Origin of the sequence: Pseudomonas sp. AN3A02 (genome assembly GCF_011765255.1) — a bacterium.
Taxonomy (GTDB): Bacteria; Pseudomonadota; Gammaproteobacteria; order Pseudomonadales; family Pseudomonadaceae; genus Aquipseudomonas.
Genome location: NZ_JAARNI010000008.1, coordinates 101129 through 120276 on the forward strand (window position 1 = coordinate 101129; position 19148 = coordinate 120276).

Annotated in this window: 17 protein-coding genes, 1 tRNA gene and 1 pseudogene; 8 read left to right on the forward strand and 11 right to left on the reverse strand. The window is 59.9% G+C overall.

Annotated features, from left to right (window positions below):
- Positions 1 to 54: 54 nt before the first annotated feature.
- Positions 55 to 756: an SOS response-associated peptidase family protein gene (locus HBJ59_RS24115; protein WP_167664971.1), complete on the forward strand. Its 702-nt coding sequence runs from the start codon at positions 55 to 57 to the stop codon at positions 754 to 756.
- Between the two features lie 6 nt (positions 757 to 762).
- Here HBJ59_RS24115 and HBJ59_RS24120 read toward each other — a convergent pair.
- The 3 genes and pseudogenes from HBJ59_RS24120 to HBJ59_RS24130 form a co-directional block, all read right to left on the reverse strand.
- Positions 763 to 1113, reverse strand: a pseudogene (locus HBJ59_RS24120) (DNA adenine methylase); the annotation flags it as partial.
- Positions 1114 to 1198: 85 nt separating this feature from the next.
- A tRNA-Cys gene (locus tag HBJ59_RS24125) sits at positions 1199 to 1272 on the reverse strand.
- A gap of 214 nt (positions 1273 to 1486) precedes the next feature.
- Positions 1487 to 3784: an acylase gene (locus HBJ59_RS24130; protein ID WP_167664972.1), complete on the reverse strand. Its 2298-nt coding sequence runs from the start codon at positions 3782 to 3784 to the stop codon at positions 1487 to 1489.
- 242 nt (positions 3785 to 4026) lie between these two features.
- On the opposite strand from HBJ59_RS24130, the gene HBJ59_RS24135 reads away from it, so the two are divergent.
- Positions 4027 to 4404 carry a fe2+ zn2+ uptake regulation protein gene (locus tag HBJ59_RS24135; RefSeq protein ID WP_076013904.1) on the forward strand — a complete coding sequence of 126 codons (378 nt, stop codon included), beginning with the start codon at positions 4027 to 4029 and terminating at the stop codon, positions 4402 to 4404.
- Between the two features lies 1 nt (position 4405).
- On the opposite strand, the gene HBJ59_RS24140 is transcribed toward HBJ59_RS24135, so the two are convergent.
- Complete coding sequence (locus HBJ59_RS24140) at positions 4406 to 4600, reverse strand: hypothetical protein (protein ID WP_003207574.1); 195 nt, start codon at positions 4598 to 4600, stop codon at positions 4406 to 4408.
- A 174-nt stretch (positions 4601 to 4774) separates the two neighbouring features.
- On the opposite strand from HBJ59_RS24140, the gene HBJ59_RS24145 reads away from it, so the two are divergent.
- Positions 4775 to 4912, forward strand: a complete 138-nt coding sequence (locus tag HBJ59_RS24145) for a hypothetical protein (RefSeq protein WP_010171564.1) — start codon at positions 4775 to 4777, stop codon at positions 4910 to 4912.
- Between the two features lie 147 nt (positions 4913 to 5059).
- Positions 5060 to 8377: a membrane-targeted effector domain-containing toxin gene (locus HBJ59_RS24150; protein ID WP_256670886.1), complete on the forward strand. Its 3318-nt coding sequence runs from the start codon at positions 5060 to 5062 to the stop codon at positions 8375 to 8377.
- 47 nt (positions 8378 to 8424) lie between these two features.
- On the opposite strand, the gene HBJ59_RS24155 is transcribed toward HBJ59_RS24150, so the two are convergent.
- Genes HBJ59_RS24155 through HBJ59_RS24175 form a run of 5 tightly spaced genes read right to left on the reverse strand, consistent with a single transcriptional unit; the run spans position 8425 to position 12852 of the window.
- Positions 8425 to 9177: an ABC transporter permease gene (locus HBJ59_RS24155; RefSeq protein ID WP_172834573.1), complete on the reverse strand. Its 753-nt coding sequence runs from the start codon at positions 9175 to 9177 to the stop codon at positions 8425 to 8427.
- 14 nt (positions 9178 to 9191) lie between these two features.
- Positions 9192 to 10391: an ABC transporter substrate-binding protein gene (locus HBJ59_RS24160; RefSeq protein WP_167664973.1), complete on the reverse strand. Its 1200-nt coding sequence runs from the start codon at positions 10389 to 10391 to the stop codon at positions 9192 to 9194.
- Positions 10378 to 11181, reverse strand: a complete 804-nt coding sequence (locus tag HBJ59_RS24165) for an ABC transporter ATP-binding protein (protein WP_167664974.1) — start codon at positions 11179 to 11181, stop codon at positions 10378 to 10380. The genes HBJ59_RS24160 and HBJ59_RS24165 overlap by 14 nt, the downstream gene beginning before the upstream one ends.
- Positions 11178 to 12239 carry an acyl-CoA dehydrogenase family protein gene (locus tag HBJ59_RS24170; protein ID WP_167664975.1) on the reverse strand — a complete coding sequence of 354 codons (1062 nt, stop codon included), beginning with the start codon at positions 12237 to 12239 and terminating at the stop codon, positions 11178 to 11180. Before HBJ59_RS24170 ends, HBJ59_RS24165 begins: the two co-directional genes overlap by 4 nt.
- Positions 12240 to 12291: 52 nt before the next feature.
- The gene (locus HBJ59_RS24175) at positions 12292 to 12852 is read right to left on the reverse strand and encodes a carboxymuconolactone decarboxylase family protein (protein WP_167664976.1); all 561 of its coding nucleotides are present in this window, start codon (positions 12850 to 12852) and stop codon (positions 12292 to 12294) included.
- Positions 12853 to 12954: 102 nt separating this feature from the next.
- Between HBJ59_RS24175 and HBJ59_RS24180 the strand changes: the two genes are divergently transcribed.
- Complete coding sequence (locus HBJ59_RS24180; RefSeq protein WP_167664977.1) at positions 12955 to 13860, forward strand: AraC family transcriptional regulator; 906 nt, start codon at positions 12955 to 12957, stop codon at positions 13858 to 13860.
- Here the strand turns inward: HBJ59_RS24180 and HBJ59_RS24185 are convergent.
- A complete protein-coding gene (locus HBJ59_RS24185; RefSeq protein WP_167664978.1) occupies positions 13851 to 14768 on the reverse strand; it encodes a LysR family transcriptional regulator in 918 nt (305 codons plus the stop codon). The genes HBJ59_RS24180 and HBJ59_RS24185 overlap by 10 nt on opposite strands.
- A gap of 119 nt (positions 14769 to 14887) precedes the next feature.
- Between HBJ59_RS24185 and HBJ59_RS24190 the strand changes: the two genes are divergently transcribed.
- Entirely contained in the window at positions 14888 to 15883 is a 996-nt protein-coding gene (locus HBJ59_RS24190; RefSeq protein WP_167664979.1) for an aldo/keto reductase, read from the forward strand.
- 6 nt (positions 15884 to 15889) lie between these two features.
- Here HBJ59_RS24190 and HBJ59_RS24195 read toward each other — a convergent pair whose 3' ends face one another.
- Positions 15890 to 16288 (reverse strand): hypothetical protein, encoded by a 399-nt coding sequence (locus HBJ59_RS24195; protein WP_167664980.1) that lies wholly within the window; start codon positions 16286 to 16288, stop codon positions 15890 to 15892.
- A 199-nt stretch (positions 16289 to 16487) separates the two neighbouring features.
- Here HBJ59_RS24195 and HBJ59_RS24200 point away from each other — a divergent pair, with 199 nt between their 5' ends.
- The gene (locus tag HBJ59_RS24200; protein WP_076013897.1) at positions 16488 to 18482 is read left to right on the forward strand and encodes a methyl-accepting chemotaxis protein; all 1995 of its coding nucleotides are present in this window, start codon (positions 16488 to 16490) and stop codon (positions 18480 to 18482) included.
- Between the two features lie 81 nt (positions 18483 to 18563).
- Positions 18564 to 19019 carry an SRPBCC family protein gene (locus HBJ59_RS24205; protein ID WP_167664981.1) on the forward strand — a complete coding sequence of 152 codons (456 nt, stop codon included), beginning with the start codon at positions 18564 to 18566 and terminating at the stop codon, positions 19017 to 19019.
- Positions 19020 to 19148: the final 129 nt, after the last annotated feature.

A 19148-nucleotide genomic window follows, 5' to 3' on the forward strand; every position in this document is an offset into this window, starting at 1 on the left:
AGGACGCTTACGGTCAATTTATCTGTAGGGGATTTCGACAGACGGGAGGTGCGTATGTGCGGGCGATTCGTGCAGTACGAGGGGATGGCGATCTTCATCGAAGAACTGAGCCCGCAGATAGAGCTGTTCAGCGGTTACGACGCTCAGCCCATTGATCGCTACAACGTCGCTCCGTCGACGCGGGTGCAGTTGCTGCACGCCGCAGAGGATGGACTGCATATTGATGCAGTCAAATGGGGATGGGCGCCGTTCTGGGCCAAAAGCAAGCGCCCTGACCCAATTAACGCACGCGTAGAAACGGTCACCACGGGAAAGTTCTTCAAACAGCTTTGGCCGAATGGCCGAGCTCTGGTCCCGAGTGAAGGGTGGTATGAGTGGGTCAAAGACCCGGGCGATCCGAAGAAAAAGCAGCCCTACTTCATTCGCCTGAAGAGTCAGAAACCGATGTTCTTTGGCGCACTCGCACAGGTTCACCCCGGCCTGGATCCCCATGATGGCGACGGATTCGTAATCATCACCGCCGTCAGTGACCAGGGAATGGTAGATATCCACGACCGCAAGCCGTTGGTGCTGCCCCCCGAGCATGCCAGGGAATGGATTGACCCCAGCCTTACTCCGGGTCGCGCCGAGGAAATAGCGAAGGAATGCTGTCAGCCTGTTGATGACTTTGAGTGGTATGCGGTAAGTAAAGCTGTTGGTAACGTGAAAAATCAGGGAGCTAACTTACTGCTACCCTTGCCGCCGGAGGACTCTTAACGAGCGTCAGAACAGCCCCCCTAACGCCGCCGGCTCCCAGTTCATGATCACAAGTTCGCCGCTAACCTCGGCCTTACCCTGCCGCTGATTTTGATTGCAGTACCGAATGTCCACGGTCTCAAAATGAAAGCTCTCGAAAGCACGTCGAATGTCAGGATGGTCATTGACGCTGACCATCACCTTCCCTTTGCAGCGCCGCATGAAGTCGGCCATGCGTTCGTAATTCTCAAAGGGAAAATCTACGCCATAACCGGCCATCTGCCAGCAAGGCGGATCCATGTAGTGGAGGATATGGGGACGGACGTAGCGCTCGGTGCAATCAAGCCAGCCCACGTTTTCAACGTAGGTGCCTTCGATCAAAATCACGTAGCGTTGCGGAACACTTGCTAAATCCCAGCCAATAAAAAACCCCGTAGACGCTAATCTACGGGGTTTCTAAGAGTGGAGGCCGAGGTCGGAATCGAACCGGCGTAGGCGGATTTGCAATCCGCTGCATAACCATTTTGCTACTCGGCCTCAAACGATCAATGCCTTACAACCGACATTCACCGCATACAAACTTGAGTGGGCTATGTGAAGCTTGCCTCTACTCTATCTCATTGAAAACATTGAAGTTTTTAATGCTTCAGTGCGTTCGATGGGCGCAATTATGTACTCATTTGCCAGGGCTTGCAACCCCTTGATTTCAAAAAATATTCTCTCAAGGGGCATCGTTTCCCGGTGGGCTACCCTACCGCCCGGCTTCTTCCTTGTCACGGATAACCTGCAATTGGTACTGCGGGTCTGCCTTGATCTGCTGTTCGGTAAACGGCAACGGGCTGAGTTTTTTCTCGGAAAAGGCCTGGGTCTGGTCCTTGTAGTATTTCGACGCCGGGTCGCTGGACAGGGAGAACGCCAGCACGCCTTCGGCATTGGGGCCCTTCTCGTCGAAGGTCACGATCTGCAAGTAGCTGCTGCCACTGACGACTTCGCGCTTGCCGTCAGCCCTTGGCACGCTTTGCATGGCGTTGTACACGCCGAGCTCTTGCGGGCCGCCATGGATCGGGGTTTGGCCCGAGACCTGGATGTCACCCCAGCGGCTGTCGGCGGTCAGCCCGCGTTTGGCTACGTCGGCGGCTGAGGCGAGCATCGCTTCATGCAGCGCCTTGGCCACGCCTGCGCGTTCAATCGCCAATCCACGCGGCGTGGTCAATGGTTGTGCCGGGTTGAAACCCACCTTCCATGCGTCGGGCGCTTGCGCCAGTTGCTCCGCCAGGTTGATGAAGTGCACCAGGCCCAGGCCGCTGTCGAGGTTGGCGCGTTGGTCCCAGTTTTTGAGGCTGTCGCACACGGATTTCACGGCGGCGTCGGCACCCGCGCAGTACTTGAGCAGGTCCGGCATGACTTGGCTGGCGAGATACACCTGGTTGTCCATGACCATGTTCTGCAAGTCGGCGGCCTTGATCGGCTGCTTGTCGAGTTCCTGCAAGCGCTGCAAAGCGAAACGGGCACGTGGGCCCAGGCCGATTTTCTCCTGGCTGATCACCGGCGAGAATCCGGTCAGCGGCGCCTTGGGGTTGGCCATCCACGCCGAGTCATTGGAGTGCTGCACGTAGTCGGTGCGCTGCAGTTGCGGCAGTTGATCGGCCGGGAAGATCCCGGCCTGGGCGGCACGCGGGTCCACGTCCCAGGCGCAGGCGCTGCGGGAGCCGTCGAGCATGATGAATTGCAGGCCAACCCGGGGGTCGCTGCACTGCGCGAGTTTTTTCGCGCTGACGTTCGGTACCACCGACAGGTTCATGTACAGGCTCTGTCCCTGATCGTCCGCCGCCAGGGTGTTGACCCACGGGATACCTTGCAGGGTGTGCACCGAGTCTTGCAGCTCCTTGAGGTTGGCGGCGCGGTTCATCGCGTACCACTGTTGCAGAACGCGGTCGTTGCCCAGGTTGGCGTCCCGCAGGCTGAAGGCATATTTGTTGTCCCAGTCCAGCTTGCCGGGCCATTGCACCACCGGGCCGAACTGCGAGCTGTAGACCGTGCGGGACTTTTCCTTGGTGCTGCCGTCGGCGGCTTTGACCTGCACGTTGATGCTGGTTTTTTCCATGGGCAGGGATTTGCCGTCCAGCAGGTAGCGGGTCGGGTCTTTCGGGTCCAGGGTCAGGCGGTACAGGGTGAAGTGCTTGGACGTATCAACGGTGTGTGTCCAGGCCACGTGCTGGTTAAAGCCGATGTTGATCACCGGCAGGCCCGGCAAGGCGGCGCCCATTACATCCAGCTGGCCGGGAATGGTCAGGTGCATCTCGTAGAAACGCATGCCGCCAATCCACGGAAAATGCGGGTTGGCCAGCAACATGCCGCGGCCGTTGAACGAACGGTCGCGGCCGACGGCGACGGCGTTGCTGCCGCGATCCAGGGCAAAACGTTGCTGATTGGCGGCTGCGACCTCAAATGCCTTGGCATCCACCTGAGCCACGGCATTGGGCGGCGTGGCGCCCACCACCGCTTCGGCAAACTGCCCGACGCCACCTTCCACCAGTAACCGGCGGGTTACCTTGACCAGGTCCTCGGCCGTGATCGGCCGTACCCACGCGGCCTGGCACTGTGCAGGCAAGCCTTGGGCCGTGCGTTCCTTGAGATAACGGTTATAGCCGGCAACATACCCTTCAATGCGCTGCTGCATCGCCGGGGGTTGCGCCTTCCAGAACGCCGCAACGGCATCGGGTGTGTTCAGCCAGTTGAAGAACACGTCGTTGGTCAGGTTATTACGCCCTTCCTGGGTCGCCTGCTCAGGGCCAAAGTACCTGGCGCGCTCGCCGTTGACGGTCACCACCTCATTGGCCAACAGGCACAGATTGTCCTGGGCATAGGCGTAACCAATGCCATAACCCAGCCCACGCTCATCGTTGGCCCGGATATGCGGGACACCAAAGCTGGTACGCCGAATCTCCGCGGTGGTCTGTTGCTCCTGCACCCGCGCCGTGGCCGAAACACTCAGCCCCAGCAACGCCCCAGCCACGCACACTCTGAACAACCCGTTGGAAATAATCACGCAGACTCCACAGCCAAATTAAACACCGTGACGAGGGACAGCTTCGCCAACACCTCAGTTAAGACGTAAAAACCGGGAATAATTTAGCAGCCGCAGATGTTTATTCGGACATGTCGGTATGTCTCCAGGATGTTACCGACAAAATTTCTACATCCCGCGCTTCATGATTTCGGCTGCTCGTACGTCTTATTAACTAAGAGCGCCATCATTTTCCTGATCAGGCTCTGATAAGGAGTTTTTGCATGTACAACCCGCAACCGCCCACGGAAGGACACTCATCCATGCATGACGGAGGTTTCAGCACCGGCAACCAGGCGTTCGGCAAGGCGCCGGAGCATGGCAACCAGCGCATTCGTCATTTGCTCAAGTGTTTCGGCCTGCGCACCAGCCTGATTCGGCTGAAGGTCATCGACGCGCTGCTGACTGCGGCCGATAACCAGCGCACCCTCGGCGTGCGCGGCGTGCACAGCCACTTGCTGGAGCTGGGCATCCCGCTGTCGTTTCTAAGCGTACGCGAGGTGCTCAAGCGCCTGTGCGCCGAGGGCGTGATCACCCTCAACACCGACAAAAGCTACAGCCTGCACGAGCAGGCTGCCAAAGTCCTGGAAAGCCGGGCCTGACTCAAAGGTTGGGCTTGACCTTGCGGCGCATCACGCCGTTGATCACCACCACCGTCACCGCTACGGCAATGGCGATGTACTGGAACGTTTTTTCGCTGATGACGCCATTGTTCTGCAAGTAGGACAGGCCAAACATCGTCCCCAGCACCAGCAGGGAAATCAGAATCGAGTATTTCAAACGTTGCTTTTGGGTCATGACGGGGTCCTGAAGCTAAAAAAATTGTATCCACTTTGTATCGACTACCACACCAAGCACATACCCATTGGCGGGGATGGAATGGGGTCGGCGGGGTCTCATGTTACAGGCGATGAAAAACTTTGGCTTGCCCAACGCCTGATTGAACCTGTGAGTACCCTAGAGGATTTTGAAATGCTTCGTCGAATCACACTGCTGATTCCCTTGTTGATCATGTTGAGCATGAGCGGCTGCATTATTTTCCCCCACGGCGGTGGCGGTTGGCATGACCATCGCTACTACGACGGCGGACCAGGGTATTACCATCGCTGATCGTCATTCGTACATTTTCTGACAACTTGAACACTGTCCAGGCGGAGCCGCCACCCCTGTTTCCGACACTCAGGAAGAGCGTCCAGGAAGCAGGGAGGTTTTCCTGAAAGGCGCATTCCTGAATGAGCGTGCCTGAAGGTGTTCACGATGACCTCAATAGTCAGTAACTCCGTTCTTTCCTCCACTATCTATCCGCCACCTCCCCCTCCTCCGATACCACTCCCCGTTATCCCGTCATACCCCGATGAAATATTACAAAGCGCAACGGACCATGAGGATCCTGCAGCTGAGCCACCGAATCCTGATGCCCCGAGAGCGCTGAAAACCACCCTGGGCGACCGAAAAAACTGGCAGACGCCGGCACGCTCACAACCTCATCCATGGGGAAACCTGGGCGGTGGCTTGTCTTGGCCCCTGCCCCTGAGCACGAGTCAGCAGAACGCGTTGCTGGCAGCCGCCATAGAACATGCCGATAACGCTCCGGGTTCTGCGCAAGTCAGCCGGCAGGGAGGGCTGCTGGAGTTTCTGAACAGTAACCTGCCGCTCCCCAACGACGCCTCGATCGACCCGGTCAAATCACTGGAAGCCCTTATCGGCTCCCACCGTGGCCAGGCATTGGGAGAGGCCTTGCAGATCAAGCTGGAGGGCATTTCGACCGATAGCAGTGTGAGTGATTACGTACTCGCAGCCATCAACCTGGACCTGGATCAGGAGTCCATAGCCCAACCTCATCGCAATCAAGTAGCCGGTTTTGACCTGACACAAAAACAGCATTGGGGCAAACCCGTCTCGTCGATTGTCGCCGGCCTGCGCCAGCACCTGAGCGACACCGGCAAAGCGTCATCCCCTTACGCCACGCTTGGCGCCCACCTGCTGCTGATGCGGACAGCGCCACAATTTTTGATCAAGGATATTCCCGACAGCGTGGTGTACGGCAGCCAGGCTTGGGCCAACCTGTGCATCGCGGCGGCGGCCATCGAAGCCGAGTCTCCCGGCAGGGTGGCGAACATGAGCTTTGCCGAAGTCATGATTACCGCCGACGCCAGCCGCGCCGCTCCCGAGTCGGCCAAGACAGCCGCTCTGTTGGATTGGGCCATCGTCAACGGTGTGCTTGAGGCGAAAGACGTTGCGCTTTACGAAAAAGCGGACATCGATACAGCGATGGATGCCTTCAATCATCAGTTGGAAAAACTCAAACACGCCTCCAGCCTGCTTGACGCCCCGCTGCCCACCCGCCAGCAGCAAGCGCTGGACTTGCTCAAGGAAAAATTCGGAAAAGGCGTGCCCTTTGAAGAGAAGGTGCTTCTCAAGCCCAACAAAACCGCCAACAAGATGATCCCCACTCGTGGTCCTTATTCCATGCTGGACCTGACCATGCAGGGCGAAAAAATAAACGCATCCGAGTGGGCGCTCAAGCCTGGATCGCAAGGCGTCGACCTTGATGCGTTTGCAGCGTTTACCCAAGGGCCGCACTTTAAAGTCCCCGACACCTTTGACAACGCCATCAGCCAGACCATAAGCGACTACAAAACCGTCAAAAAATATTCCACCTTGAATGCCCTGGCCAACCTTCCACCGGATGACAAAAACAACTTGCGGCTGGGGAAGCTGAACTTCTACAAAGAAAAATCCTACAGAGTCAGCTGGGTTCCACTCGCTGGAGAAACGCTCTTCCATACCAGCAAAAAAATACTCGTCACCACAAAAAACCAGGAAAACCTGTCCACCTACGAGTTCGATACTGAAAAAGGCACCATCAGAAAAGTCGGCAACTCCATCATCACGCGCGGGGACCAAAAGATTGCCGACGAAGTCACCCGAATAGAAGAGTTCTCCACCTTCGGTTCCAAGCGCGATTATATAAAGCAGGAGAACCCACTCGAGGGGTTTAATCCCAACCTGTTCAAGAATTTGCGGGCAGAATACCTCGCGGATTCGATCGTCGAGGGGCTCGACCTCGATGCGATAAGACAGCAGGCCGCCGGAAGTACCCCGGATGAGCATAGAGAGGCCGTCGCTGGCACCATCGGCAATTTTTTCCTCGACCTTATTCCCCTCAGGTCAGCCATCGTCAACTTAAGTAACGGCCACTATAAAGACGGGTTCTCTGACTTGGCATTTGATGCGTTGGGCTTGCTCACAGCAGGCGTGGGCGCCGTTGCGAAGGCCGGAAAGACGCTGGGTACGGCCGGCGGCGCAGTGAGCAAAGCGCTTAAGGTCAGCAAGATTTTCGGGGCTGCCGCCCTCTCGGAACTCAATCCGCTGAGCGGCCTTGGCGATTTGGCGATAGGCGCTGGAAAACTCAGCCTCCAGGGAGCAAACGCTGCCAGCCAGAGCATGAGAACACTAAAGGGCACGACCAATAACACAGCCCTTATTGTCCCCGGTGACCGGTTTGAAGCCGCCGCTACCGGCACCTTCAAGGTGGGCACGCAGACTGTCGAAGGGAGCGCTGTGCAGGTTAACGGCAAATGGTACGCCCTCAATGCACAGAAACAGCAACCGTATGGCAGCCCCCTGCAACCGTTCGAATCCAGTGACACGCTAATGCCTCCATCTCCGAACCCTTACGCGCCGCTGAGCCGGGGCGCTCACCGATTCAACCCGATAAACGTAATCATCCCCCCGCGTAAAGTCAGGAAACCATTACCGGAAGGCACTTATGCGGAAGCCATGAAAGGAAAACTGGAAGCAGACCACTTCAAAACAGATACCCGCCAGGCAACCATGGACAAGTTTCAGCAGGAAATGAAGGATTACTATAAGGCTATCGATATCGACGGCATACCGCCTCGCCCTGTTATACCCGAAGTGCCGATACCTCTCGCGGTAGGCGACCTGATCAAGGAGGCACTTAAAACATCAAGCGGGCTGGTATTTGGAGAATCTCACAAGCAGATGGCCAGCTTTAAAGCTCTGTTCGACAACGTCAGTACGTTAAAGGACCAAGGTGTCAAAAAAGTCTACTTGGAAGGGTATATCGACATGCTCCATGGCCCCATTGATGATGGAATCGGAATGCTCGGAAGCAGCGGGACTCGTCGCACACATCCGTCACTTGAGCAACTCAAGAACAAACTTGAGGCCAATGGAATAGAACTCCTGCCCCTCGATCATTACTATCTGACGCGACACAAATACGATAAATCCCGTGATCGCACCCAGACCGGGATCAACTCCGAGAAGCGACTCAAGGAGTTCAACTACTACGCTGCTGAAACTATCCAGGCGAACTCAGGCACCGAAAAGTGGGTCGCATTGGTGGGGCACGCGCACATGAACACCTCCGAAGGTGTTCCCGGCTTGGCGGAGCTCACGGAAAGCATCGGTATCGGGGTGTTTGACAACAAGAACATGCCTTACCACAGCATCGGGCTTAAAGCACATACCCATGTGCCAGACCCGAACAAACCGTTACAGCCCGGCGACCTTCCCGGCGACCTGCACATCTATGTGAAACCCTGAGCCAATCGCAAAGGCCCGGAAAGCCTCCGAGCCTTTGCATGAGGTTGTTACCCTCCATGCACCCAACGCTGATGCAGCCACCGCGCAAACGCATCCAGGGCAAACCCCAACAGGCCGATCAGCAGCACCATCGCCATCAGCTCGGAATAGGCCAGCCGATCGCGGGTGTCGAGGATGTAATAACCCAGCCCCGCGCTGACCCCGAGCATCTCGCACGGCACCAGCACAATCCACAGGATCCCGATGGCCAGGCGCACGCCGGTCAGCACGTGCCCCATCACCCCGGGAATAATCACCCGGCGCAAGGTTTCCCAGCGTGTGGCGCTCAAGCTCTTGCTCAGTTGCAACCAGCGCGGATCAAGCTGACGCACACCCGCCGCGGTGTTCAGCAGAATCGGCCACACCGCCGCGAACGCCAGCAGGAAGTAGATCGGCTGGTCGCCCACGCCCATCAACATCACCACGATGGGCATCCACGACAGCGGCGAGATCATCCGCAAAAACTGGAAAGCCGGCGTGGTCGCCGCCTCCAGCTTGCGCGAACTGCCCACCAGCAAGCCCAACGGCACACCAATCAGCAGCGCCAGGAACAGCCCGACGAAGATCCGCTTGAGGCTCACGGCAATGTTCAGGTACAGCTCACTGCGTCCGAGCAATTCCCACAGGCTGGCGAGGGTCGCCGACAGCGAAAACCGCGCAGACAAACCGTCCGCACTGCCAAACACTTTCACTCCCAGCCACCAGAGCAACAACAACCCTGCCAGCCCGCTCAAGCCAAGCAACCAGCCCGGCAACCCCAAGGTTTTGCCGTTGTTCAAACGCCAATCTCCTCGTGCCGCTCGAAGCCTTCCGGCAAGCCGAAAATCTTCATGCCGCCCACCGCTGCGATGGCGTTGCGCACGAAGCGGTCGTCCACCAGGTCTTTGGCGACAAACGCCGGATCCAGGTCGGCGAGGAATTTCTTGTCGCCCTCGATCAGCGTGTCTTTCAGGCGGCGCACCAGTTCCTCGGTGTAGCTGGGGAATGGATAGGGTTGGAAGTCGATGCGGTGCTCGTCCCAGTTGGCGTGCTGGATCGCGCCGTCGGCCAGGTATGCCGCGCGGTCGCTGGCAGCCGGCGCCAGGACTTTACGCAGTACCGGTTCGGCATGCGGCGTGTAGCGGTTCTCGCCATCCTTGGACAGCAGCTTCACCGCCTCTTCACGGTTGTCGCGGGTCCAGACCTGGGCCTTGACGATTGCATTGACGACCTTCTGCGACCATTCCGGGCGGTTGGTCAGGTCGTGCTCATGCATGAACACCACGCAGCACGCATGGTTGCGCCACACGTCGCCGGTAAAGCGCTGCACGCGGCCCACGTTGAGGTTTTCCGCCAGGGCGTTGAACGGCTCGGCGACGATGTAGCCGTCGATGCGTTTGCTGGCCAGGGCCGGCGGCATGTCCGAAGGCGGCAACACGATCAGGTTGACCTCGTTGGCCGCAATCGCACTGCCGGCGGCACGGGCCACCGGGGTCAGGCCGTTGTCACGGAACAGCTGCTGCACCACCACGTTGTGGATCGAGTACCAGAACGGAATCGCCACCGACTTGCCGCCCAATTGCTTCACATCGGTAATGCCTGGGGACACGGTCAAACCCGAGCCGCCCACGTGGTTCCAGGCCACGACCTTGGCCGGGACCTTGCTGCCATAACGCGCCCAAACCGTCATCGGCGACAACAGGTGAATCACGTTGACCTGGCCGGAAATAAACGCCTCGATCACCTGGGCCCAACTGCGCAGCAGCACCGGGCGCTCGGCCTTGATGCCTTCGGCTTCGAACAGGCCGTTGTTATGGGCCACGAGCAGCGGCGTGGCGTCGGTGATCGGCAGGTAGCCGATGCGTACGGGTGCGTCCGGCTCACTGGCCGCGCGGGCCTGCAAGCTGCTCAGCAGCGGCAAGGCACCGGCGGCACTGAGCACGGCCGAGAGTTTGAGAAAATCACGGCGCGAGTGAGTGAGGTCATCCAGACACATGGCAGGGCTCCAGCAGTTCAGTGGGTTGGGGGTCGTTGCGGCTCGCCTGCCGTAGGGTTTTGAGAATCTCGATGCGCAGCGTGCCGATGGCTTCCACCTGTTCTTCCCGCGGTTGCGGCAGGTCGATCCGCCATTCGCCGAGGGTCCGCGCCGGGCGGTTACCCAGTAGCAGAATCCGGTCGGACAACAGCAGCGCTTCGTCGATGTCGTGAGTGATCAGCACCGCCGCCGAACCTTGCTCGCGATTGACCTTGAGCAGCAGGTGCTGCATGTCGGCACGGGTCACTTCATCCAGGGCGCCGAAGGGTTCGTCCAGCAGCAATACCTGCGGCTGGCGGGCCAGGCAGCGGGCCAGCGCAGTGCGCTGGGCCATGCCGCCGGACAGCGCTGCCGGAAACTGCTGACGGGCGTGTTCCAGGCCCACCGCGTTGATCGCGTGGTCAATCCGGCTGCGTCGCTCTTGCGGGCTGAGGTGCGGTTGGCGGGCAAAATCCAGGCCGAAGGCGACGTTCTTTTCCAGGCTCAACCACGGCAACAGGCTGGGGTCCTGGAACGCCACCGCCACCCGCGGATGCGGGCCATTCAACGGCTCGCCCAGCAGGCTGATACTGCCGCCCTGAGGCGCCTGCAAACCGGCGAGCACCCGCAGCAGGCTGGACTTGCCAACACCGCTGGGGCCGAGGATCGACACCACTTCGCCGGGCTGCAATTGCAGGTCGAAACCTTCCAGCACCGAATTGCCCGCATACCCCAGGCAAATCCCCCGGGCGTGCAATACCGCCTGGCTCATAGATTCGCCTGACGGTTCAACTCGGTGCGCAACTGCACCAGGCTCGGGGTCACGATCGGTACAAATGCCGACTCGCGCCAGCGCCGGGCAAAGCCGCTGCCGTGGGCGGTCAGGTAGGCCTTGCCGCCGCTGGCTTGCAGCTCCAGTTGCACAGCGCTGGCAGCAATTTCCGCAAGGGCAATGCGCAGGCGGAATAACGGTACCGGCTCGGTACCAAAGCGACCGCTCAGCAAACCTTTCTTGAGGTCATTGACCGCCTGCTCCAGCGAGGTACGCAGCACTTCCAACTCTTCACGCAATACGGTGCGGCTGGAGCCCATGTGATTCGCCACCTCCGCCAGCGAGCGCCGCGCCAGGCCGATGGACATGCCACATTGCAAACCGAGAAACGCCGGACGCACGGCCGGCAGGAACTTGCGTGCATCGTCATGCAGCAACCAATCGCGGCTCAGTTCCACCGCTTCAAAGCCCAGGGCTGCGGTATTGCTCGATTGCAGACCCAACAGTTCCAGGTCACGGGAACGTTGCAGGCCGGACACCGAATCGGGGATCGCCAGGATAAACGGCGCGCCGCCCTGGGCATGCTCGATGGCGGCGGCCACCACAAACCCGTTCTTGCGCAGGTTGGTCACCCAGTGCAGGCGGCCGTTGAGGTTCCAGCCGTCATCCGTCGGCTCGGCGCTGATTTGCAGCGACTCGATACCCGACAAGAATTTCATCGCATTGGACAGCCCGGTCGCCCCGGCCAGCTTGCCGCTCAGCAGGTCCGGCAGCAGTTGCTCACGCAAGCGCTGATTAGGGCTTTGCAGCAGATACTCGATAAACGAGCGTTGGCCCCAGCACACAAACGCCGACGCCAGGGAATGGCTGGCCACATCGGCAATCGCCTCTATGGCGCCCGTGACATCGCCGCCCAGGCCGCCGAGGTCCTTGGGCACACCGATACGTAATACATTGGCCTCTGCCAGCCGTGGCAGCACTTCCTGCGGATCGCAACTGCCCACATCCAGGGCCTGCGCTTGAACATCGAGCCAACGGCTCAAGATTGGGTCAAGCATTCATGTTTCTCCTTGTTACAGCATGTTTACCATCGCGAACGCTTGCGCGCCTTCAGCTTGCCGGTTTTTCCCAACGGTATTGCGCCAGTTCCGGGTTGAGCGGCGTGCGCGCAAACACGTTGGCGAAATTGCACAGGGTGGCCAGGCTGACGCCCAGAATAACCTCTAGCGCATGACCGTCGGTGTAGCCTGCCTCACGGAACGCGGCGTAGCGGGCGTCGCTGACATCACCGCGGGTGGCGATCACTTCACGGGTGAACGCGGCCAGTGTCTCATAACGCTCGTTGGGCAATTCACCGCGTTGGCGCAGGGCGTCGATCACGTCTTCCGGCAGCTTGGCTTTGTTGCGCGCTACGGCAGTGTGCCCGGCGACGCAGAAATCGCAACCGTGGTTCGTGGCAGCAATCAGTTGCACCACTTCGCGGTCGGCCAGGCTCAGGTCGGATTTGGCGTTCAGGCCGGAGACAGTGATGTAGGTTTCCAGTGCTGCCGGGGCATTGGCCAACACCGCCAACAGATTGGGGATGAACCCGGAACCCTTCAGGGCATTTTCCAGAAAGGGCTTGGCCGCTTCAGGGGCGGTTTCCAGGGTTAGCATCGGTACGCGGGACATGGAGTGGTCTCCTCATGGATTCGTGTACCCAGTCTGTTGGTTATAAAAAATCTGCTCAATAGTCTAAAGTAGCGATTACTTGCTCTAGAGTCTTTCCGTTAGATGAATTCGTCCAGCTCCCTCGTCGATTGGTTATTAGATAGCCTCGAACTCAACACCAGCCTGTTTCACGTCGGGCGTTACTGCGGCGACTGGCACGCCAGCACCCATGGCCTGGCGAGTGCGAGTTTTCATCTGGTGGTGCAAGGGCAGTGCTGGATGCACATCGAGGGCGATTCGACCCCTTATCCGCTGAACAACGGCGATGCGGTATTCCTGCTGCGGGATCTCGCGTACCGCTTGTCCAGCGATGGCACCGCCACCGGCGCCCAGGAATGCCCGCGCACGCCAATGGTCCCGCTGGACAGCCAGGCGAGTGACGGCGTGGGCCTGGTGTGCGGGTTCTTTCATTTCCAGTCCGGGCTGTCGGCGATGATTGTCGACACCCTGCCCGCCTGGATCGTCCTGCGGGCCGGTGACCCTTCGCTGACTGCTGCGCGCAACCTGTTCGAATTGATCCTGCAGGAATGCGAGCGCACGCCGGCGCCCTCACCCGCCTTGCTGGAGCGCCTGTGCCACTTGCTGTTTCTGTACGTGCTGCGCCAACAGGTGCTGGACAACACCGACCTCGGCGGGCTCGCGGCGCTGGCCCGGCAACCGGCGTTTGCCAATCTGCTGGAACAGTTGATTGCACGCCCCGCCGATCCCTGGACCCTGGAAAGCATGGCGGCCTGCACCGGCTTGTCGCGCTCGGCGTTCTTCAAGCGCTTTAATGAACTGTGCGGCCAGTCGCCGGGGCAAGTGCTGCTGATGATGCGCGTGCGCCACGCCTGCCAGCTGTTCAAGCAGGACCAGACAGTGGCGGACGTGTCCCTCGCCGTGGGTTATCAATCCGTCGCAGCCTTTACCCGCGCCTTTCATAAAGTCACCGGCATCCAGCCCGGCGCCTACCGCAAGGCTCAAGGCTGACGCTGCAACCCGTTGCCCGGCCGGGCGCAAAGCTCCACCAGCCAATCGACAAATACCCGCACCCGTTGCGACAGCTGGCGATGCGGCGGGTACAACGCGGTCAGCGGCAACTTCGGCGGCGGCTGATGCGCCAGCACCTCCACCAGCGTGCCCGCTTCCAACTGGCGAACGGCGTGGTAATACGGCGTCTGCACCAGGCCGTAACCCGCTTCACAGGCGGCCAGGTAACCGTCGGCGCTGTTGACCGAGACTTGCTTGGGCAGATCGACCAGACGGATGTCGTTGCCGATCTGAAATTCCAGACCATACCGTTTGCCGCTGGTGCTGGAGAAATACTCCACCACTTGATGGCCGGCCAGCGCCTCCAGCGTCGATGGCATGCCGAACTGCTGCAGGTAACCGGGACTGGCGCAGGTCACCTGATCCATCATCGCCAGCGGCCGGGCCACCAGCGACTCGTCCAGCGCCAGGCCGCCGCGCAACACGCAGTCCACGCCTTCGCGGATCAGGTCCACCGGGCGGTCGTTGAGGCCGATTTCCAAGTCAATCTGCGGGTAACGCGTGGTGAACTCGGGCATTGCCGGAATCACCAGGAAGCGCCCGATCCCGGACGGCATATCGATACGCAACGTGCCGCGCGGGTTGCGGCGGCTGGTGGAGAACACCGCCTCGGTTTCCTCAAGGTCCGCCAGCAGGCTCACGCAACGCTGGTAGTAGGCGGCACCGTCCAGGGTCGGGCTGACCTGGCGCGTGGTGCGCTGCAACAGTTGCACCCCAAGGTGTGCCTCCAGTTGTTTGATCAGGATCGTGACCGAGGCGCGCGGCAGTTGCAGGCTGTCGGCCGCCTTGGCAAACCCGCCCAGCTCGACAATCCGCACGAACACTCGCATCGCATTAAAACGGTCCACGGGCCGGTTTCCTTCAGGGATTATTTAGAATTTCATAATAGTGATAGTGGTTTTAGCCGGTTTATCCCGCTTTTGTCGAGGGCAACAATGGAGCCCTTCCCCACACAGGAGCTGGACCCATGCACACACGTCAACTCGGCAAAAACGGCCCCCAGGTTTCCGCCATCGGCCTCGGCTGCATGGGCATGACCGATTTCTACACCACCGGCACCGATACCGCCGAAGCCACCGCTACCTTGCACCGCGCCCTGGAGCTTGGAATCAACCTGCTGGACACCGCCGACATGTACGGCCCCCACACCAACGAAGCGCTGATCGGTAAAGCTATCGCCGGCAAGCGCGACCAGGTCTTCCTGGCCAGCAAGTTCGGCATCGTGCGTGACCCGGCGAACCCGGCGTTGCGTGGAGTAAATGGCCGTCCCGAGTACATTCGCGACGCCATCGACGGCACCCTGAAACGCCTCGGCGTGGAAACCCTGGACCTCTACTACCAGCACCGCATCGACCCTGAAGTGGCGATTGAAGAAACCGTCGGCGCCATGGCCGAGTTGGTCAAGCTAGGCAAAGTGCGTTACCTGGGCTTGAGTGAAGCGTCGGCGGCCACCCTCGAGCGCGCCCATAAAGTGCATCCCATCAGCGCCCTGCAAAGCGAATATTCGCTATGGAGCCGTGACCAGGAAGACAACGGTTGCCTCGCCGCTTGCCAGCGCCTGGGGATCGCATTTGTGCCTTACAGCCCACTGGGCCGGGGCTTCCTCACCGGCGCGCTGAAAAGCCCGGATGATTTTGCGGCGGATGACTATCGTCGGTTCAGCCCGCGCTTCCAGGGTGAGAACTTTGCGAAGAACCTGCTGCTGGTGGACCAGGTACAAGCCCTGGCCACCGACAAGGGCGTGACCGCCGGGCAACTGGCGTTGGCCTGGGTGCTGGCGCAAGGGGATTACCTGATCCCGATCCCGGGGACCAAGCAACGCAAGTACCTGGAAGAGAACGTCGCGGCATTGGAGGTCAAGCTCAGCCCGGCCGAGCTGGCGGCGCTGGAGGCGATCTTCCCGGCCAATGCGACGGCAGGGCTGCGTTACCCGGAAGCGGTTATGCAGATGCTGGACAAATAGCCCCACTCAATTGCGCTGGCGAAAGTCCGACAGGATGAATGGAGTGTGAGTCCTGAGCCAGGTATCAACCTCATCCAGCGAGCGCAATGGCTCGCTGTGGGACTCAACGCTGTTTCGCGTGACGCTGACGGAATAGCCGTCGGCGTCCTGGCGCAGGGTGCCAGTGCTCTTGACCGGTTGGCCACCTTCCTCGGCGAACGAGGTGGCGGTCAATGGCGCCGCAGTTAACGCTTGGGTGGTTCGTGCCTTCAGGGCTTTGCGCTTGGCGGCCAGTTCCTTGGCAACCACGACGCTGCCAATTGCCAACGCCAGGTAAACAAACGCCATGAAGTTATAGGTGGTGCCTCTGACCGTGTGATGCTGGATGCCCAGCCACTTGACGACCTGGTAGATGATTTCGTCCATGTTTTACGGTTGAATCCATTAGAAACTCTGGCCCGTATCAAACACCGCAGGCCCCCAAAATAGAAGCCTTGTGCAGGCTTTTTTATTCATTGCACTTTCTTGCACCATAGTACCTAAAGCTCGCCCTTCCCAAGCCGATAGCCCTTCGAAGCTCTAACAAAGCCGCGTCGCACAATAAACGCTTCGTAAGGACGACCCCATGCCCTCATTGCGCTCTATCCAAGCCCGTTACACCCTGTTTTTGGTGCTGTTCGTCCTGTTGTTATTCGTATTGACGGTCGTGGGCATCGGACAGTTGGTGGCCCCCAAGCTGCGCCACACCGAAGAACAGGTGGCCCTCAATCGCATTGCCGAAGTGGCCGAGCAGATCCAGGGCGAGCTGAACAAGGTTCAGGCCCAGCAACGCAGCATCACCCAAACCATCCCGCTGCTGGACAGCGATGCCATCGACAAGGTGCTGCCCGGCCTGGTGGACCAGTACGGCGAATTGAAAGTGTTCGGCGGCGGCATCTGGCCCCTGCCCAACCAGCGCACGCCGGGACGCAACAAGCACAGCACCTTCTGGCACCGCGATGCCTCGGGCAAGCTGGCAGTGAATACGTTCTGGAACAGCGACGCAGCCCCCAACTACTACGATCAGAGCTGGTACAAAGGCGGCCTCGCTTCGCCCCGCGGCCAGTGCGCCTGGGCGGCGGCCTACAAGGATGACGCCAGCCAGGAGCCACGCACCAACTGCGCCATGGCCATCCAGCGCGATGGTGCAGCTTACGGCGTCGCCACCATCGACGTGACCCTGGGCTTCTTCAACGACCTGGTGGCCAGCAAGGAAAAAGACCTCGGCGGGCAAATGCTGATTGTCGAAGCCGACGGCAAGATCATCAGCAACAGCACACGCATCAGCGGCCCGGTGGTGTTGAAAAACATCAGCGAACTGGCCGGCACCTCGGCCTTTGCCGCCCAGGTCAGCGCCGGCCTGGCCCATCGTGATCAAACCCTGCAACGCAGTGAGTTCGACAACCAGGGCGTGGCCAGCACCTTCTTCATGCGCCCGATCGAGGGCACCCCGTGGTTCCTCGCTACTGCGCTGCCGACTTCTCTGATCACCGCCCAGCGGGATGATGTGTTGGGTACGCTGGCGATGCTGCAAATCCCGATGATTCTGCTGCTGGTGCTGTTGCAGGTGTATGCCATCCGCCAACTGGTACACCGGATGACCGCGCTGAAGACCAATATCGACGCGCTGTCCAACGGCGACGCCGACCTGACCCGGCGCATCACCATCCGTGCCGAGGACGAACTGGGCGCGATTGGCCATTCGGTGAACCGCTTTATCGTCTACCTGCAAAACATGATCGGCGAAGTGACCCTGGCCACCGGCGCCATGTCGTCGAGCCTGGCGCAATTGCAGCAGACCTCGGCCCAGACCAACCAGATCCTGGTGCGCCATGCCTCGGAAACCGACCAGACCGTCACCGCCATCACCGAGATGAGCTCCACCGCCGATACCGTAGCCGAGAACGCCGCCGAAACCGCCGCGTTCACTCAGCGTGCCAACGAGCATGCCGACCGTTCACGGGTAGTGGTCGGGGAAGCTTCCCGCAGCGTCAGCGCGCTGATCGGCGAAGTTTCCAGCGCCACCCACACCGTGGAAAACATGCGCCAGGACGCCGCGCGCATCACTGAAACCCTCGGCGTGATCGGCGCCATCGCCGGCCAGACCAACCTGCTGGCACTCAATGCGGCCATCGAAGCCGCCCGGGCCGGCGAACAAGGCCGGGGTTTTGCGGTGGTGGCCGACGAAGTCCGCGCCCTCGCCGCCCGTACCCAGGCCAGTACCTCGCAGATCAATGAGATGCTGGCACGCCTGACCACCGGCGTGAGTTCATCGGTGACGGCCATGGAAGCCACCCAGGCCAGTTGCCAGTCTGCCGCTGACGCCACGGCGCGGGTCAACACGGGGCTGGACGAGATGGCCGGCTCCGTCAGCCATATCAACAACCTCAGCACCCAGATCGCCACCGCCGCCGAACAGCAAAGCGCGGTGACCGAGGAAATCAACCGCAGCATGGTGCACATCCGCCACATGGTCGAAGAACTGGTGCAAAGCGGCCACGCCACGGAGCACAACACCCAGAGCCTGCTGGATGCGAATGGCCGGGTTATTGCATTGATGGGACGCTTCAAGGTGCGTTAAAAAAATAGCCTGAAAGCTCCCGTGCAATGCGCGGGAGCCAGACTATTCTGACAGTTCGCTCCGCCACACAGGAGGTGTGTCATGCACGCAGTTGAGCACCCGATCCGTCTGGAGCGGATCAGTCAGGAACGCTATATCCAGGCCCCTATCGAAACCGTTTACGACTATGTCACCCAACCGGATCGCTGGCATGAATGGCATCCGACATCCTTGGGCGCCGACACCGGCACCACGGGCTCCTTGCCCAGTGGCCATCGTTTTACCGAGACCATCGACCTGCTGGGTGTGCGGGTACCCATGAGCTATCGCGTGCAGGTTGCGCTGCGACCGAGGGAGTTCAAGACCGCATTTACTTCGCTGGCAGTGGACGGCTGCATTCACTATTTCTTGCAGGCCAAAGGCGACGGCACCTTGTTTACCCGTGTGCTTACCTATGAAACCGAACTGCAACTGCCCACCTTGCATGAACGCATGATCGCCCTGTCCAACCAAGCCCTTGACCAGCTCAAGCAGCGCCTGGAATCCCCGTCTTCCTGACAAAACCGTCATCTCCCTCTCAGTTTTCCGACAGCACCAGGCCGTTATTCTGGTGCTGCCGGTGTTTCGTAAAACCTCGTAACACTCCCGGAAAACCCTTTTGTAAAAAGCGCGGAGAATGCCCGGCTG